At 69.0% G+C, this 17708-nt stretch carries 17 protein-coding genes; 15 read left to right on the forward strand and 2 right to left on the reverse strand.

The features are described from left to right. Positions 1–4 precede the first annotated feature (4 nt). Together ACAM55_RS24725 and ACAM55_RS24730 are read right to left on the reverse strand one after the other, a co-directional pair. Positions 5–481, reverse strand: a complete 477-nt coding sequence (locus ACAM55_RS24725) for a peptidylprolyl isomerase (RefSeq protein ID WP_369654053.1) — start codon at positions 479–481, stop codon at positions 5–7. A gap of 38 nt (positions 482–519) precedes the next feature. After that, positions 520–1449, reverse strand: a complete 930-nt coding sequence (locus ACAM55_RS24730; RefSeq protein WP_369654054.1) for a LysR family transcriptional regulator — start codon at positions 1447–1449, stop codon at positions 520–522. 85 nt (positions 1450–1534) lie between these two features. On the opposite strand from ACAM55_RS24730, the gene ACAM55_RS24735 reads away from it, so the two are divergent. From ACAM55_RS24735 to ACAM55_RS24805, 15 genes are all read left to right on the forward strand, one after another. Continuing rightward, positions 1535–1921 carry a DoxX family protein gene (locus tag ACAM55_RS24735; protein ID WP_369654055.1) on the forward strand — a complete coding sequence of 129 codons (387 nt, stop codon included), beginning with the start codon at positions 1535–1537 and terminating at the stop codon, positions 1919–1921. Between the two features lie 39 nt (positions 1922–1960). After that, a complete protein-coding gene (locus tag ACAM55_RS24740) occupies positions 1961–2830 on the forward strand; it encodes a pirin family protein (RefSeq protein WP_369654056.1) in 870 nt (289 codons plus the stop codon). 304 nt (positions 2831–3134) lie between these two features. After that, a complete protein-coding gene (locus ACAM55_RS24745; protein WP_369654057.1) occupies positions 3135–3926 on the forward strand; it encodes a class II aldolase/adducin family protein in 792 nt (263 codons plus the stop codon). Between the two features lie 94 nt (positions 3927–4020). After that, positions 4021–5589 (forward strand): ABC transporter substrate-binding protein, encoded by a 1569-nt coding sequence (locus tag ACAM55_RS24750; protein WP_369654058.1) that lies wholly within the window; start codon positions 4021–4023, stop codon positions 5587–5589. 43 nt (positions 5590–5632) lie between these two features. After that, positions 5633–6604, forward strand: coding sequence for an ABC transporter permease (locus tag ACAM55_RS24755; protein ID WP_124959184.1), 972 nt, complete (start codon positions 5633–5635; stop codon positions 6602–6604). After that, on the forward strand, positions 6601–7452 hold the full coding sequence (locus tag ACAM55_RS24760) for an ABC transporter permease (protein WP_369654059.1): 852 nt from the start codon (positions 6601–6603) through the stop codon (positions 7450–7452). The genes ACAM55_RS24755 and ACAM55_RS24760 overlap by 4 nt, the downstream gene beginning before the upstream one ends. Continuing rightward, on the forward strand, positions 7449–9107 hold the full coding sequence (locus tag ACAM55_RS24765) for an ABC transporter ATP-binding protein (protein WP_369654060.1): 1659 nt from the start codon (positions 7449–7451) through the stop codon (positions 9105–9107). The genes ACAM55_RS24760 and ACAM55_RS24765 overlap by 4 nt, the downstream gene beginning before the upstream one ends. Beyond that, entirely contained in the window at positions 9107–10078 is a 972-nt protein-coding gene (locus ACAM55_RS24770) for a 2-hydroxyacid dehydrogenase (protein ID WP_369654061.1), read from the forward strand. Before ACAM55_RS24765 ends, ACAM55_RS24770 begins: the two co-directional genes overlap by 1 nt. A 25-nt stretch (positions 10079–10103) precedes the next feature. Then, a complete protein-coding gene (locus tag ACAM55_RS24775) occupies positions 10104–11474 on the forward strand; it encodes an aspartate aminotransferase family protein (RefSeq protein ID WP_369654062.1) in 1371 nt (456 codons plus the stop codon). Then, complete coding sequence (locus ACAM55_RS24780; protein ID WP_369654063.1) at positions 11471–12529, forward strand: histone deacetylase family protein; 1059 nt, start codon at positions 11471–11473, stop codon at positions 12527–12529. The genes ACAM55_RS24775 and ACAM55_RS24780 overlap by 4 nt, the downstream gene beginning before the upstream one ends. Next, positions 12526–13452, forward strand: coding sequence for a DMT family transporter (locus ACAM55_RS24785; RefSeq protein WP_369654064.1), 927 nt, complete (start codon positions 12526–12528; stop codon positions 13450–13452). The genes ACAM55_RS24780 and ACAM55_RS24785 overlap by 4 nt, the downstream gene beginning before the upstream one ends. A 40-nt stretch (positions 13453–13492) precedes the next feature. Further along, complete coding sequence (locus ACAM55_RS24790; protein ID WP_369654065.1) at positions 13493–14224, forward strand: GntR family transcriptional regulator; 732 nt, start codon at positions 13493–13495, stop codon at positions 14222–14224. Between the two features lie 17 nt (positions 14225–14241). Continuing rightward, positions 14242–15270, forward strand: a complete 1029-nt coding sequence (locus tag ACAM55_RS24795) for a histone deacetylase family protein (RefSeq protein ID WP_369654066.1) — start codon at positions 14242–14244, stop codon at positions 15268–15270. A gap of 22 nt (positions 15271–15292) precedes the next feature. Beyond that, positions 15293–16348 (forward strand): phosphotransferase, encoded by a 1056-nt coding sequence (locus ACAM55_RS24800; RefSeq protein WP_369654067.1) that lies wholly within the window; start codon positions 15293–15295, stop codon positions 16346–16348. A 10-nt stretch (positions 16349–16358) separates the two neighbouring features. Continuing rightward, entirely contained in the window at positions 16359–17648 is a 1290-nt protein-coding gene (locus tag ACAM55_RS24805) for an aspartate aminotransferase family protein (RefSeq protein WP_369654068.1), read from the forward strand. Positions 17649–17708: the final 60 nt, after the last annotated feature.

The following is a 17708-nucleotide window of genomic DNA, read 5'->3' on the forward strand; positions in this document are numbered from 1 at the left end:
ACGGTCAGTGATGGTGCCCGTGCGCCCCATGCACATGCCGATGCTCGATCTCCACCGGCAGCGCCGCACGCACGTCCGTCACCTGGAGGCTGAAGCGCAGCGCCTTGCCGGCCCACGGATGGTTGCCGTCCAGCAGAACGACCGGGCCCTTGATCTTCATCACGGTAAACAGGTGCTCGCGTCCGTCGTCGAGCCGCCCTTCCAGCTGCCCGCCGACCTTCACGCCCGGCGGAAAGTCGGCCTTGGGAATGCTGCGCACCAGCGACTCGTCGCGCAGGCCGAAGGCGTCTTCAGGCGCCAGATGCAGCGTGGTCTGGTAACCCTTTTCCTTGCCATCGAGCGCTTCCTCGATCTTGGGCAGCGTGTTCTCGTACCCGCCATGCAGATAGGCCATCGGCTCGGGGCTGGCTTCGATGAGCTTGCCTTGGGCGTCGGCGACCTTGTACTTGAGCGTGACGACGGTGTCTTTTTCGATTTTCATGCGGGGCATTTTCTGTGCAAATCGGCCGGCCGGTGGGGCTATGCCTTCGCCACCCGCAACATCTCCGGCAGCCCCTCCACCCCACTCAGCTTCTCCATCACCATCCCGATGAACGCCGACACCGCCAGCGGCAGGTGTTTCCGGCTCGGATACAGCACGCTCAGCCCCTGCCCCGTGCGCTGGTACTGCGGCAGCACCCGCACGAGCCGGCCGGCTTCGAGGTCGAGCCGGGCCATGGTGGGCGGCAGCAGCGCGACGCCCAGGCCGGCGAGTGCGGCCTTGCGCAGCGCCTGGGCGGTGTTGCCGGTGAAACGGCCCGTCACTTGCACTTCTTCTTCCACGCCGCCGGGGCCGGCCAGGCGCCACAAGGCGCGGCCGCTGGGATGGGGCGAGGTGATGCAGTCGTGGTTCACCAGGTCTGGCAAGGTGGCGGGCGCACCGCGCGCGGCGATGTATGCGGGGCTGGCCACCATGCCGTCGGTCCGCGCGCTCATGAGCTTGCGGCCGACATAGCCTGAGTCGGGCAGCGCGCCGCCCCGGAAGGCGATGTCGATCTGCTCGGCGATCAGGTCGGCCTTGGCGTCGCTGAGCACGAAATCCACGCGCACCAGCGGATGCGCGGCCAGGAAGTCGGCGACCCATTCCATCGGGAAGAAATCGAAGAAGTCGGCCGTGGCCGCCACGCGCACCAGGCCGCTGGGTTCCTGGCTGCCGGTGATCAGCTCCTGTCCGGCCTCGACCAGCCCGTCGACCGCGCCCGCGCAGCGCTCATGAAAAGCCTGGCCCGCGCTGGTGAGCGTGAGCTTGCGGGTGGAGCGCTGCATCAGCCGCGTACCCAGTTGCGCTTCCAACTGCTGGACGCGCCGGCTCACGGTGTTGGGCGGCAGTCCGAGCCGGCGCGCCGCCTCGGCAAAGCTGCCGTGGCGCACCACCTGCACAAACATGGCGATGTCGTTGAGGTCGAGCATGGCGGCAATTCCTTCTTTCGGTGGACGAGTGCAATCCGATTCTGCTGTCTAGTCGATCAATGGGTGCGACCCTAACCTACTCCCCATGACTTCCTCATCTCTCACTTCCCCGACCCAGCGCCGCATCGTCTGGGGTCTTCGCATCCTTCTGGCGCTGGCTTTCGGTGCCGCCGGCATCGCCAAGCTGTCCGGCGCACCGCAGATGGTCCAGGTGTTCGAGGCCATCGGCTTCGGCCAGTGGTTCCGCTATGTGACCGGCGTGGTCGAAGTCGGCGGCGCGGTGCTGCTGCTGGTGCCGGCAACCGGCTTCCTCGGCGGCCTGCTGCTGACCGCGACCATGGCCGGCGCCGTGGCCACGCACCTGGTGCTGATCGGCGGCAGCCCCGCTCCAGCCGTCGTGCTCGCACTGCTTTCGGTGTTCGTGACCTGGCGCCTGCGGCCCGTGCCGCGGCAGGCGGCCAGGGCGGCCTGATCGCTTCTTCCTCTTCTTCTATCGATTCAGGAGCATCCCATGACCACCGCCGTTGCCACGACCCCCATCACCGAAGAAGCCCGCCCCATCGTCTACCGGACGCGCGGCTCGCAGCACGGGCCGATCATCCGGCTCATGAGCCCCGGCGACCTGGGCGAGTTTCTGAAGCCCTTCGTGTTTCTCGACCTGTTCGGCTTCGACACCACCGGCAGCCGCAAGGGGTTCGGCATTCACCCGCACTCGGGCATTGCCACGCTGACGTGGCTGATCGAAGGCGACACGGTGTACGAAGACACGACCGGCGAGCAAGGCGTGCTGCCGGCCGGCGGCGTCGAGTGGATGCGCGCCGGCAACGGCGTGTGGCACGACGGTGCGCCCGCGCCGGGCACGAAGCGCGTGCAGGGCTTCCAACTCTGGGTGGCCCTGCCGGCCGCGGAAGAAAACGCGCCGGCCCAAAGCATCTACCTGGCGCCCTCGCAGGTGCCGCGAGAAGGCCCGGCGCGCGTGCTGCTCGGCCGCTACGGCGCGGCGCAGAGCCCCATTCCGGCGCCCGCGCCCATGAACTACCTGGCCGTGCAACTGAAGGACGGCGAGCACTGGCGCTACACGCCGCCCGCCGGTCACACGGTGGGCTGGGTCGCGATCAACGCGGGCCAGCTCGATGCGGGCGACAGCGGCGGCGACCCGATCGCCACCGGCGAACTCGCCGTGTTCGAGGAATCCGGCGCGGCCATCGACTTCGTGGCCCGCGGCGACACGGACTTCGTGCTGGGCTCGGCCGTGAGGCACCCGCACGAGCTGGTGATGGGCCGCTACTCGGTGCACACCAGCAAGGCGGCGCTCGACCAGGGCGAGGCCGAGATCCGGCGCATCGGAGCGCGGCTGCGCGAAGAAGGGCGCCTGGGCTGAGGGAGGTGCATTTTCCCGGTGCACCCTGGTGCACCCGGCGCCCTCATGGCGCACGACCGTCCCATCCGGCATCACCGCCGCGCGCACTTCACCCGGTGCCCGCGGCGTTCTTTTTTCTGCGCCGGCCCTTTGCCGGCGCCGTTTTCCGCCCGTCGACGCCCCTCACCAAGGGCTTACCCCATCACGCGGGCCTGCATATTGCTTAAGACTGTCGCGAGTTGACTGTCGACAGTTTGCACAGTCGATCCGATGAACCTCGATCAAGGCGCGGCGCTTTCTGCCGGGCTGAAAAAAGGAACGCGATATGCAATTGCAGGCAGTGGGCCGCAAGGCCCCACCCGTTTCCGACGCTGAGCGCCAGGTGCGTGAAGACCTGGCCGCCGCCTACCGCCTGGTGGCGCACTACGGCATGGACGACAGCATCTACACGCACATCTCCGCGCGTGTGCCGGGGGCCGAAGACCAGTTCCTGATCAACCCCTTCGGCACGCTGTTCCGGGACATCACGGCCTCGTCGCTGGTCAAGATCGACCTGGCGGGCCGCATCCTCGACGACTCGCCCTACGACGTGAACCCGGCCGGTTTCACCATCCACAGCGCCGTGCATGCGGCACGCCACGACGCGGCCTGCGTGCTGCACACGCACACGGTGGCGGGCGTGGCGGTGTCGTCGCTGGCGGGCGGCCTGCAGCCGTGCAACCAGTGGGCGCTGCAGTTCTACAACCGCGTGGTCTATCACGACTTCGAAGGCATCGCGCTCGACGCCGACGAACGCGAGCGCCTGGTGGCCGACCTGGGGCCGAGCGCGCGCGCATTGATCCTGCGCAACCACGGCCTCGTCACGCTCGGGCGCACGGTGTCGGAGGCCTTCATCCTGATGCTGAACCTGGAGCGCGCCTGCCGCGTGCAGGTGGCCATTGCCTCGAGCGGGCAGCCGGTCTACCCCGTGCCGTCCGAGGTCTGCGAAAAGACCGCGCAGCAGTACGAAAGCGGCGACAGCGTGCGCCAGCCGGGCCAGCCCGACCCGAACGCGCGCGAATGGCGCGCGCTGCTGCAACGCATCGATCCGCTTCCCGCCACGTCGTACCGCGACTGAGCCGGGCGCCGTGCGCGGCGCCCGCGTTCTTCCGTTCCCGTTTCTGTTTCTTTGTCCCCACCCGCTCGCACAGAGCCACAAGGAGTTTCCGCACATGAAACGTCGCAATCTCATCCAGATGGGTGCCGCTGCCACCGCCGGCCTGACGCTGGCAGGCGTTCCCTTGCACCTGCTCGCCGCGGGTAAGAAAGGCGGCGTGATCAACGCCGTCGTGCAGCCCGAGCCGCCGGGGCTGATGCTGGGCATCACGCAGAACGGCCCCACGCAGATGATCTCGGGCAACATCTACGAAGGCCTGCTGCGCTATGACGAGAAGATCAACCCGCTGCCCTCGCTGGCCACCTCGTGGACCGTCAACAAGGAAGGCACGCTCTACACCTTCAAGCTCAAGCCCGGCGTCACCTGGCACGACGGCAAGCCCTTCACCTCGGCCGACGTGGTGTTCTCGGCCGACGTGTTCCTGCGCAAGACGCATGCACGCCTGCGGGCCAACCTGGCGTCGGTGGAAAGCATCAAGGCCCTCGACCCGCTCACGGTCGAGTTCAAGCTCAAGTACCCCTTCGGCCCGTTCATCGGCATCTTCGAGGTCGGCAGCATGCCGATGATCCCGAAGCACATCTACGAAGGCACCGACTTCGCGACCAACCCCGCCAACGCCACGCCCATCGGCACCGGGCCGTTCAAGTTCAAGGAATGGGTCAAGGGCTCGTACATCCAGCTCGTGGCCAACGACAAGTACCACGTCAAGGACGTGCCGCTGGTCGAGAGCGTGTATTTCCATGTCATTCCCGATGCGGCCTCGCGGGCGGCGGCTTTCGAGTCGGGCAAGGTTGACCTGGTGCCGGGCGGGGCGGTCGAATACTTCGACGTGCTGCGGCTGTCCAAGTTGCCGGGCGTGGCGGTCACCACCAAGGGCTGGGAGTTCTTCGCGCCGCACTCATGGCTGTGGCTCAACAACCGCAAGGCGCCGATGGACAACGTCAAGTTCCGCCAGGCGGTGATGTACGCCATCGACCGCGAAGCCATGGCCAAGATCGCATGGCAGGGTTTCGCCAAGCCCGCCACCGGGCCGTTCAACAGCAACATCAAGTTCCACAGCACCGACGTGGCCAAGTACCCGCGCAACGTGGCCACCGCGAAGAAGCTGCTGGAAGAAGCCGGCTACAAGGGCGAGACGCTGCGCCTGCTGCCGTTGCCTTACGGCGAGACGTGGGCGCGCTCGGCCGAGATCCTGCGCCAGAACCTGGCGCAGGCGGGTATCAAGGTCGAGCTGGTGGCCACCGACGTCGCCGGCTGGAACCAGAAGCTCAACGAGTGGGACTACGACCTCGCCTTTACCTACGTGTACCAGTACGGGGACCCGGCGCTGGGCGTGGCGCGCAACTACACCACCAGCAACATCGCCAAGGGCTCGCCCTTCAACAACGTCGAGGGCTACTCGAACCCGAAGGTGGACGAGCTGTTCGACGCCGGCGCCAAGGAGGCCGACCCCGAGAAGCGCAAGGCCATCTACCTGCAGGTGCAGAAGATCCTGCTCGACGAGGTGCCCGTGGCCTGGCTGCACGAGCTCAACTTCCCGACGCTGTACCGCACCAAGCTTGGCAACCTGATCACATCCGGCATCGGCCTGAACGACAGCCTGGGCACCGCGACGGTCGCATGATGATGATGGCGGCACCGCTCCCGCGCAGCCATGGAGGCTGCCGATGAAACGCACGCAGTTCATGCTGGGCCGCGTGATGCAGGGCCTGCTGGCGATCCTGCTGATCGCCACGGTCAACTTCATGCTGGTGCGCGCCGCGCCGGGCGACCCGGTGTCGGTGCTGGCGGGCGAGGCGGGCGCATCCGATCCGCAGTTCGTGGCCCAGCTGCGCGCGCAGTTCGGGCTCGACCAGCCGATCACGACGCAGCTTGCCACCTACGTCGGCAAGGTGGTGCAGCTCGACCTGGGCTTCTCGTACCGCCAGCAGCAGCCGGTGCTCAAGCTCATCATGGACCGGCTGCCGGCCACGCTGCTGCTCACCGGCACGGCCTTTGCGCTGTCGCTGCTGTTCGGTATCACGCTCGGGGCGCTGGCCGCGCGGCGGGCCGGCACCTGGGTCGACAGCTCGATCACCGTGGTGGCGCTCATCTTCTATGCCACGCCGCTCTACTGGCTCGCGCTGATGGCGGTGCTGGTGTTCACGGTGCAGCTCGACTGGCTGCCGGGCTTCGGCTTCAGCACCGTCGGCTCCGGCGCCACCGGCCTGGCGCTGGCCTGGGACATTGCCGGCCACCTGGTGCTGCCGGCGCTGACGCTCGCGCTGTTCTACATGGCGGTGTATGCGCGCATGACGCGCGCCGCCATGCTCGAGGTGGCGCAGATGGACTTCGTGAAGACCGCGCGTGCCAAGGGCGTAAAGCCCGGCCGCATCCTGCGCGCGCACGTGCTGCGCAACGCGCTGCTGCCGGTGGTCACGCTCGCGGGCATCCAGGCCGGCGGAATGATCGGCGGCGCGGTGCTCACCGAAACCGTGTTCGCCTGGCCTGGCATCGGCCGCCTGATGTTCGACGCGCTGCTGCAGCGCGACTACAACCTGCTGCTCGGCGCCTTCCTGGTGACCGCGGCCATGGCCGTGCTGTTCAACCTCATCACCGACCTCGTCTACACGCTGGTCGATCCGCGGATAGAGCTATGACCTTGCTGCAAAGTCCATTCTGGCGGCGCTTCTGCCGCAACAAGGGCGCCGTGCTCGGCATGGCGGTGCTGCTGCTGGTGGCCGTGGTGGCGATCGTCGGCCCGTCGGTCGCGACCAACGATCCGTGGAACATGGTCGAGCAGCCGTTCCTGCGGCCGTGGACGGAGCCCGGCTTCGCGCTCGGCACCGACACGCTGGGCCGCGACATCCTCTCGGGCGTGATCTACGGTGCGCGCATCTCGCTCCTGATCGGGCTGGTGTCCACCGTGGTGGCGCTGCTCATCGGCGTGACGCTCGGCGCCATCGCCGGCTACTTCGGCGGCTGGATCGACGCGGCGCTGATGCGTTTCACCGAGCTTTTCCAGGCCGTGCCGAGCTTCGCGCTCGCTATCGTGCTGGTGGCCATCTTCCAGCCCTCGGTCAATTCGATCGTGGTGGCCATTGCCATCGTCTCGTGGCCGCCCGTGGCGCGGCTGGTGCGCAGCGAATTCCTCACGCTGCGCCAGCGCGATTTCGTGCAGGCCGCGCTGCTTGCGGGCCAGTCGACGCCGCGCATCATCCTCACGCAGATATTGCCCAACGCCATGTCGCCCATCATCGTGATGGCCTCGCTGATGACGGCCACCGCGATCCTGCTGGAGTCGAGCCTGAGCTTCCTCGGCCTGGGCGATCCGAACCAGATGAGCTGGGGCTACATGGTGGGCGCGGCGCGCACCGTGCTGCGCCAGGCCTGGTGGATGGCGCTGTTTCCCGGCCTGGCCATCGTGCTGACCGTGCTCGCGCTCAACCTCGTGGGCGAAGGCCTGAGCGACGGGCTCAACACGCGGCTCGACGGGAGGGGCAAATGAGCGCCACCGTCACACCCATGAAGCCGGTGCAGCCGGTGCTCGACGTCGTCGACCTGGGCATCAGCCTGCCCAAGGGCGCGGACCGCGCGCTGGCCGTCGACGGCGCCACGCTGTCGGTGCTGCCGGGGCAGACGCTGTGCGTGGTCGGCGAATCGGGCTCGGGCAAATCGATGATCGCCAACGCGGTGATGGGCCTGCTGCCGCGTCCGCACGTCGAGCCCGTGGCCGGGCAGATCTTGTTCGAGGGCCGCGACCTGCTGCAGCTCACCGAGCCGCAGATGCGCGAGCTGCGCGGCCGGCGCATCGGCATGGTGTTCCAGGAGCCGATGACGGCGCTGAACCCGGTGATGCGCATCGGCGAGCAGATCGGCGAGGTCTTCGACGCGCACGGCAGCGTGCCCGTGGCCGAGAAGCGGCGCCGCATCCTGGCCGCGCTGGCCGATGTGGGGCTGCCGGACCCGGAGCTGCTGATCGACGCCTATCCGTTCCGCCTCTCGGGCGGCCAGCGCCAGCGCGTGATGATCGCCTGCGCGCTGGTGCTCGAGCCCGTGCTGCTCATTGCCGACGAACCGACCACCGCGCTCGATGTGACCACGCAGGCGCAGATCCTCGCGCTGATCCGCGAGCTGCAGCAGCGCCGCGGCACGGCGGTGCTGTTCATCACGCACGACTTCGGCGTGGTGTCCGAAATCGCCGATCACGTGGTCGTGATGCAGACCGGCAAGGTGGTCGAGGCCGGGCCGGTGCGCCAGGTGCTCGATGCGCCGCAGCACCCCTACACGCGCAAGCTGATTGCGGCCATTCCCACCGGCAATGCCGAGCGCGACACCCCCACCGGCGAGATCGTGCGCGTGCTGCAGGTGCAGGACCTGTGCAAGACCTACACCTCGGGCAGCGGCCTCTTCAAGCGCGGCCGTTCGGTGCAGGCCGCGAAGAACGTCAGCTTCGACTTGCGCCGCGGCGAAACGCTGGGGCTGGTCGGCGAATCGGGCTCGGGCAAATCGAGCGTAGGCCGCTGCCTGGTGGGGCTCTCGCCGTTCGACAGCGGCCGCATCCTCTTCAAGGGCCGCAGCCTGTCGCAGGGCCCGGCCTTCCGGCGCGAGGCCGCGGGCAAGATCCAGATGGTGTTCCAGGACCCGTACGCCTCGCTCAACCCGCGCCACCGCGTGGGCGCGGCCATTGCGGGCGGTCCCATTGCGCAGGGCGTGGGCAAGGCCGAAGCCATGGCACGCGCGATGGAACTGCTGAAGCTCGTGGGCCTGGGCCCCGACGCGGCCGAGCGCTATCCGCACGAGTTCTCGGGCGGGCAGCGCCAGCGCATCGGCATTGCGCGCGCCCTCGCCATGCAGCCCGAGCTGCTGGTGGCCGACGAGCCGGTGTCGGCGCTCGACGTGTCGGTGCAGGCGCAGGTGCTCGAACTCTTCGCGCAGGTGCGCGAGCAGTTCCAGCTTGCGATGGTCTTCATCACGCACGACCTGCGCGTGGCCGGCCAGATGTGCGACCACATCGCGGTGATGCAGCGCGGCGAGGTCGTCGAATACGGCGAGACGCACAGGGTGCTCGGCGATCCGAAGCACGCCTACACGCGCAAGCTGATCGAAGCGGTGCCGCGGCTGGTGTCCTCCGCATCGCCGGCCGAGGCGCTGGTCGCGTGATGGCGCCGGACGACAAGGCCGGCACGCCTCGCGTGGCGCTGCTCAGCGCCGTGCTCGACATGGAATACCTCGCCGTCGCTTTCCGCGAGGCCCATCCGGGCATCGACCTGCGCCTGGGCACTAACCTCGATGCGCTCGGCGCGCTGGACGAGATCGATGCGGCCGTCTGCTGGTTTCCGCCGCACGGCCTGCTCGCGCAGATGCCGAAGCTGCGGCTCGTGCAGTCGCTGGCCGCGGGCATCGAGCACATCACGGCCGATGCGCAGCTGCCGCGCCATCTGCCGCTGTGCCGCATCGTCGACACCGGCATGGCGGCCGGCATGAAGGCCTATGTCTGCTGGGCCGTGGTGCAGCGGCACCGCGGCATGCAAGCCTACGTCGCGAGTTCGCAGGCCCGCCGATGGGAAGAGCAGCCAGTCGTGTCGCCGCGCCACCATCGCGTCGGCATCGCCGGCCTCGGCACGCTGGGCATGGCCTGCGCCGAGGCGCTGGCCGCCATCGGCTACCAGGTGCGTGGCTGGAGCCGCAGCGCGAAAGAATCCTTGCCGTCCGGCGTCGCTGGGTTCCACGGTGCGGCGCAGCTCGACGAATTTCTCTCGGGGTGCGACACGCTGGTGTGCCTGCTGCCGCTGACAGCCGAGACGCACGGCTTTCTCGATGCCGCGCTGTTCGCAAAGCTGCCGCGCGGCGCGCACCTGATCAACGTCGGCCGCGGCGATCATCTGGTCGAGGCCGACCTGCAGCCGGCGCTCGACGCGGGCCAGCTTTCGGCGGCCACCCTCGATGCCTTTTCGCAGGAGCCGCTGCCGCCGGACCATCCGTTCTGGGGCGACCCGCGCATCCTCGTCACGCCGCACATCGCCACGCGCACCGACAGCCTCGTGATCGCCCGCCAGACGCTCGGCAACCTCGCGGCGGTGCGGCAGGGCCGGCGCCCCGCCAACCAGGTCGACCTGGCCCGCGGCTACTGAACTCCCCCAAACCGGAACCGTCTTCATGAACGCAAGCACGCACGCGGAAAACGCCGCCACCGACATCGCCGCGCATCTCCACTCCTTCACCAACCTTGCCACGCATCCGCAGGTCGGTCCGCTGGTGATCCAGCGCGGCGACGGCATCTTCGTGGAGGACGACCAGGGCCTCCGCTATCTCGAAGCCATGTCGGGCCTGTGGTGCGCCTCGCTGGGCTTCAGCAACGCACGCCTGGCCAAGGCCGGCAGCGATGCGCTGCACGGGCTGCCCTACTACCACACGTTCAACGGCCGCTCCAATCCGGCCGCCATCGCGCTGGCCGAAAAGCTGCTGGCGATGGCGCCGGTGCCGATGTCCAAAGTGTTCTTCGCCAACTCGGGCTCGGAGGCCAACGACTCCGCGGTCAAGCTGGTCTGGTACTACCACAACGCCATCGGCAAGCCCGAGAAGAAAAAGATCATTGCGCGCCGCAACGCGTACCACGGCGTCACCGTTGCGGCATCGAGCCTGAGCGGCCTGGTGCCGAACCACCGCGACTTCGACCTGCCGATCGACCGCATCCTGCATGTCGATTGCCCGCACCATTTCCGCTACGCCGAGGCCGGCGAAAGCGAGGAAGACTTCGCGACGCGCCTGGCCGCTGCGCTCGAGCAGCGCATCCTCGACGAAGGCCCCGAAACGGTCGGCGCCTTCATCGCCGAGCCCGTGATGGGCGCGGGCGGCGTGCTGGTGCCGCCGGCCACCTACTTCGAGAAGATCCAGAAGGTGCTCGCCAAGTACGAGGTGCTGCTGATCGCCGACGAGGTGATCTGCGGTTTCGGCCGCACCGGCCAGATGTTCGGCTCCACCACCTTCGGCCTCGCGCCCGACATCCTGACCGCGGCCAAGGCGCTGTCGTCGGGCTACGTGCCGATCTCGGCCGTGATGGTGAACGAGAAGGTGCATGCGGCCGTGGCCGCCAACAGCGGCAAGATCGGCACCTTCGGCCACGGCTTCACCTACTCCGGCCATCCGGTCGCCTGCGCCATCGCGCTCGAGACGCTCAAGGTCTACGAGGACGAGAACATCGTCGCGCACGTGCAGTCGCTGGCACCGCAATTCCAGCAGGGGCTGCAGAACCACGCCGCGCGCAAGTACGTCGGCGAGGTGCGCGGCGTCGGGCTCATCGGCGCCATCGAGCTGTATGCCGACCCCGGGAAGCGCACGCCCTTCGATCCCGCGCAGAAGGCCGGCGCCAGGCTGGCCGAGCTCGCGCTGGCGCAAGGGCTCATCGTGCGCGCCATGGGCGATTCCGTCGCCTTCTGCCCGCCGCTCATCATCACGGCCGAGCAGACCGACGACATGTTCGCGCGCTTCGGCCGCGCCATGGCGGTGTTCGAAGAAACCTTCGCATGAAGGCCTTCTTCACCGACGACCAGCTGCTGCACGACCCGCAGCAGTTCATGCGGCTGGGCCGCATCTGCAAGCCGACCGACCTGCCGAGCCGCGCGCATGCGCTGCGTGACGCGCTGGCCCTGCGCGGCATTGCGCTGGCCGAGCCGCCGGACTACGGCCGCGCGCCGCTCGAGGCCGTGCACAGCACCGACTACCTCGACTACCTGGAAACGGCCTACGCGCTGTGGCGCCAGCTCGAGGTGCCCGGCGTGGAACCCGGCATCGAGGTGCTGCCGAACCTTTCGCCCTACTACAACGGGACGCCGGGCGTGGCGCGCGCACCGTGCCCCTCGCCATCGCTGGTGGCGCGCACGGGCTACTACATCAGCGACCTCTCGTGCCCGCTGGGCCCGCACACCTGGCGCTCGATACTGCGCTCGGCGCACACCGCGGTGGCGGCCGCCGATGCGGTGCTGGAAAGCGGCGACGCGGCCTATGCGCTGTGCCGCCCCTCGGGCCATCACGCGCACCGCGACCGCGCGGGCGGCTTCTGCTACATCAACAACAGCGCCATCGCGGCCCAGCGGCTGTGGGAGCGGCACGGCCGCGTGGCGGTGTTCGACGTCGATGCGCACCACGGCGACGGGACGCAGAACATTTTTTATGCGCGCGGCGACGTGCTGACCGTGTCGACGCACGCCGATCCCTCGGGCTACTACCCGTTCTACACCGGCTATGCGCACGAGCGCGGCGTGGGCGCGGGCGAAGGCTTCAACCTGAACCTGCCGCTGGCGCACGGCGCCGACAACGCGGTGTTCCTGCAGGCGGTGGACGAAGGCGCGGCCGCGCTGCGCGAATTCGCGCCCAAGGCGCTGGTGCTCGCGCTCGGCTTCGACAGTTACAAGGACGACCCCATCAGCGTGCTGAAGCTCGACCTCGACGCCTACCGCCACATCGGCGAGCGCGTCGGCGCGCTGAAACTGCCGACCGTGGTCGTGCAGGAAGGCGGCTACATGGTGGAGGCCATCGGCCCCGCGCTCGACAATTTCCTGCGGGGCTTCCAGGCCGCGCGATGAGCACCGCAGCCACGGCTCTCGCACTGCGCCCGGCGGGCTCGAAAAGCGCCGGCGTGGCGCTGTTCTTCTGCGCGCTGGTGGCCTTTGCCTCCTACGACGCGTTCTGCAAATACATGCTGCAGTTCTACCCGGCGCCCTTCGTCAACGTGATGCGCTACGTCGCGGTGAGCGGCATTGCCTTTGCGATGCTGCTGCGCCATGGCGACCTGCGCATATGGCGCACGCCGCAAAAGCCTTTGCTGCTGCTGCGGGGCTTGATGCTCGCGACGGTGGCGACCTGCTTCATGACGGCGCTCATCTGGATGCCGCTGGCCGAGGCCACGGCCATCTACTTCACCGCACCGCTCCTGATGGTGGCGCTGTCGCCGTGGCTGCTCGGCGAGCAGCTGCGGCGCAGCCGCTGGGTGGCGGTGACGGTCGGCTTTGGCGGCATGCTGCTGATCGTGCGGCCGGGCGCCGACCTGCCTCTGCTCGGCACGGTGCTGATGGCCGTGGCGGCCGTTTGCTACGCGGTCTTCCAGCTGCTCACGCGGCGGCTCGCGGGCCTGGTCGCGGGCCCGGTGCAATACGCCTGGACCGCGCTGGTCTGCTTCGTCGCCACGCTGATTCCTGCCCCCTTCTTCCTGCCCGCCCAGCAGCCTCCGTGGGGCGACGTGGCGCTGCTGCTCGCGGGCGGCGCCTGCAGCGCCGCGGCGCAATGGCTGCTGCTGGCCGCCTTCGAGCGCGTCGAGGCCTCCACGCTGGCGCCGCTCAACTACTTCCAGCTGCTGCTGGCCGTGGCCTTCAGCACCTTCTGGTTCCGCAGGCCGCCCGACGCGATCGCGATGGCTGGCATCGCACTGATCATGGCGGCCGGCATCTATCTTGCCCGCGCGGGGCGAGGGCTGAAGACCGTACCGGCTGCGCCAGACGCCATCCGGTGAAGAATCGCCCCTGGCGCATACCAATGACGAGACAAGCAACATGGCTACTTCCGCAATTTCTCCTCCTCCTTCTTCCGATACGGCCCTCTTCGAGTCGGTCGAATCGACCGACCTCGTCGGGTTGGTCGAGGCCCAGCTGACGCGCGCCATCGTCGAAGGGCGCCTGCCACCGGGCAGCCGCATCGTCGAGGCCGACATCGCGCGCCGCATGGGCGTGAGCCGCGCGCCGGTGCGCGAGGCGGCGCGGCGGCTCGAACGCCAGGGTGTGCTGGTGGCCAAGCCGCGCCACGGCTTCGCGGTGAGGACCATCAGCGTGCAGGAGATCGACGATCTGTTCGAGGTGCGCCTGAGCCTCGAACTGACCTCGATCGAGCTGGCCTGCCGCAAGGCCGACGACGCGGGCATCGCGCGCGTGCAGGCGCTGGTCGAAGCCATGGTGCGCGAGGCGAGCACGCAGCCGCAGCACCACCGCATTGCCACCGACCTGGCGCTGCACACGCTGATCTGCGAGCTGTCGGGCAATGCCCATCTGCACCGCATCTTCATGAACACGCAGACCGAGATGCAGATGATCATCGCGCTGATCGACGCGGTCTACCACGACCCCACCGCGATGGCCGAGACCCATCGCCCCATCGTCGACGCCCTGCTGCGCCGCGATCCCGAGGCCGCCAAGGCCGCGATGCGCGTGCACCTGGAAGACGCCTGGCAGCACGTGCGCGCGCTGTTCGTGAAGCAGCACGGCGCAGCGCCCCTTCCCACCCACGCCTGACACCGGAGAGACACCCGATGAAAGTCGTCTACAGCGACACGCACAAGGACCACGACCCGCAGCTCTTCATGGTGCGCGGCAAGCTCAAGCGCAGCAACGAGCAGCCCGAGCGCGCCTTCCGCCTGCTGAAGGCGGTGGAGCAGGAGGGTCACGAGATCGTCGCCACGCGCGACTTCGGCGCCGGCCCGCGTGCCGCCATTCACACGCCCGAGTACCTGCGATTTCTAGCAACCGCTTATGCGCGCTGGCAGCTGCTGGACGATCCCTCGGAAGAGGTGATGCCCAACATCCATCCCTTTCCGGGCCAGCCCTGCACCTATCCCGACAGCGTGGTCGGCCAGGCCGGTTTCCACATGGGCGACAACGCGTGCTCGATCGGCGCGCGCACCTGGGAGGCCGCCATTGCCTCGGCGAACATGGCGACGCATGCGGCGCAGCTCGTTCTCGATGGCGAGCGCGTGGCCTATGCGCTGTGCCGTCCGCCCGGCCACCACGCCTACGCCGACCGCGCCAACGGCTTCTGCTACCTCAACAACGTGGCCATTGCCGCACAGCACCTGCGAGGCGTGCACGACCGCGTGGCCATCCTCGACATCGACGTGCACCACGGCAACGGCACGCAGGGCATCTTCTACCGCCGCGCCGACGTGCTGACCATCTCGCTGCATGGAGATCCGCGCAACTTCACGCCCTTCTTCACCGGCCACGCGCACGAGCGCGGCGAAGGCGAAGGCCTGGGCTACAACATCAACAAGCCGCTCCCGCTGGGCACCGACATTGACGGCTACCTGCCCGCGCTGCGCGATGCCTGCGACAGCATCCGCGCCTATGCGCCCGGCGCACTCGTGGTGGCGCTGGGCCTCGACGCGCACGAGCGCGATCCCTACAAGGGCATGAAGATCCAGACCGCCGGCTTCGCGGTGCTGCTGGCCGAGATCGCGCGCCTGGGCCTGCCCACGGTGCTGGTGCAGGAGGGTGGCTACCTTTCCGATGACCTGGGCCCGAACATCGCGAGTGCGCTGCGCGGTTTCGAGAGCGTGGCATGAGCGCAACGCCAAGGGTGCACCCATGACGACGGCGGAATTCACCGACGCGCAGGTACTCAGCGAAGGCTCGCCCGCGCTCGACGACGCCTGGGTGCGCCAGCTGGCACAGGAGCGCTACGGCATCGACGGCGAGATGAAGCCGCTGACCGGCGAGCGCGACCGCAACTACCGGCTGGAGCGCGCCACCGACGGCGCCCGCTTCATGCTGAAGATCTCGCATCCGGCGGAGACCGCGCTCGTCGCCGACTTCCAGACCCAGGCCCTGCTGCATCTCGCAGCCACCGATCCCGGCCTGCCGGTGCAGCGCATCGTGCCGACATGCGAGGGCGCGGCCTCTTTCGTGTGCGACCCGGGCGACGGCCTGCCGCGCGTGGTGCGGCTCTTCACCTACCTGCCCGGCCTGCCGCTGCCCGAAGCGCCGCGCACGCCGCTGCAGCAGCAGAACCTCGCGCGCATGCTGGCCCGGCTCGACGTCGCGCTCGCGGGCTTCGACCATCCGGCCGGCGCACTGCCGCTGCCCTGGGACCTCCAGCGCGCCGACAGCGTGCGCGGCCTGCTCGCGCATATCGCCGAGCCCGAGCGCCGCGCGCTGGCCTCGGCCGCGCTCGACCGCTTCGAACGCGACGCCAAGCCCGTGCTGCGCACCTTGCCCGCGCAGCCGATCCACAACGACTTCAACATCTACAACGTGCTGGTCGACCCGGCCGACACCGACCGCATTGCCGCGATCCTCGACTTCGGCGACATGGTGCGCGCGCCGTGCATCAACGACCTGGCCGTGGCCGCTGCGTACCAGGCCGGCACCGGTGACGATCCGCTCGCGGCCATCGTGTCGCTGGTCGCTGCGTACCACGCGGTGCGGCCGCTGTCGCCGACCGAGGTCGGCGTGCTGTTCAACCTGGTCACGGCGCGGCTCGTGATGGTGGTGGCCATCAGCGGCTGGCGCGCCGCGCGCTATCCCGAGAACGCGCCCTACCTGCTGCGCAACAACCCGTTGTCGTGGGCGCGGCTGCAGGCCTGCGAGCGCGTCGGCGCCGCCGCCGCGACAGCCGCCTTCCGCCGCGCGGTGAACCTCTGAGAGACCGCCCATGACCTCCCTCGCTCTTGCTCCCGACACCCGGTCGCTCGTCGAGCGCCGCGCACGCGTGCTCGGCCCGGCCTACCGCCTGTTCTACGAAACACCGCTGCACCCGGTGCGCGGCGAAGGCGTGTGGCTGTACGACGCCGACGGCAAGCGCCATCTCGACGCCTACAACAACGTCGCCTCGGTCGGCCATTGCCATCCGCACGTGGTCGAGGCCATCGCGCGCCAGGCGGGCGTGCTCAACACCCACACGCGCTACCTGCATGAAGGCGTGCTCGACTATGCCGAGCGGCTGCTCGCCACCATGCCGGCCGAACTCGGCCATGCGATGTTCACCTGCACCGGCAGCGAGGCCAACGACCTGGCGATGCGCATTGCCAGAGCGCATACGAAAGCCGAGGGGCTGATCGTCACGCGCTTCGCGTACCACGGCGTGACGGCGTCGATTGCCGAGGCCTCGCCCTCGCTCGGCAAGTTCGTGCAGCTCGGCGACGCGGTGCGCACCGTGCCCGCACCCGACAGCTACCGCATCGCCGCCGGCGACATGGGCCGCGCGTTTGCAGAGGGCGTGCGCGAGGCCATCGCCGATCTGAAGGCGCAGGGCTTGCGCCCGGCCGCGCTGATGGTCGACACCGTGTTCTCGAGCGACGGCATCTTCACCGACCCGCCGGGCTTCATGGCCGAGGCGGTGGACGCGGTGCGCGAAGCCGGCGGCCTCTTCATCGCCGATGAAGTGCAGCCCGGCCTCGGGCGCACCGGCGATGCCTTCTGGGGTTTCCAGCGGCACGGCGTGGTGCCCGACATCGTCACCATGGGCAAGCCGCTCGGCGCCGGCCATCCGCTGGCCGGCCTCGCGGTGCGCCCCGGGGTGCTGGCCGCCTTCGGCCGCGAGTGCCGCTACTTCAACACCTTCGGCGGCAATCCGGTCTCGATGGCCGCGGGCATGGCGGTGCTCGACGTGATCGAGGGCGAAGGCTTGATGGCCAATGCGCAGCGCGTCGGCCGTTATCTGCGTGCGCAGATCGCGAAGCTCGCCGAGCGCCATGCGCTGTTCGGCGATGTGCGCGGCGCCGGCCTGTTCGTGGGCGTGGAGCTGGTGTCGGACCGCCAGGCGCGCACGCCCGCCACAGCGGAAACCGCGCGGGTCGTCAACGGCCTGCGCGAGCGGCAGGTTTTGCTGAGCGCCACCGGCGAGCACGCCAACACGCTGAAGATCCGCCCGCCGCTGGTGTTTTCCGAAGCCAACGCCGATCTGCTCGTCGAGACGCTCGACCAGGTGCTGGCAGGGCTCTGAAACCCGGCCATGGCGGCCGTCGCCGCCTTGCGCCAGAATCGTTCGCCTCCAGTCCTTCGC

Origin of the sequence: Variovorax sp. V213, from assembly GCF_041154455.1 — a bacterium.
Lineage (GTDB): Bacteria > Pseudomonadota > Gammaproteobacteria > Burkholderiales > Burkholderiaceae_C > Variovorax.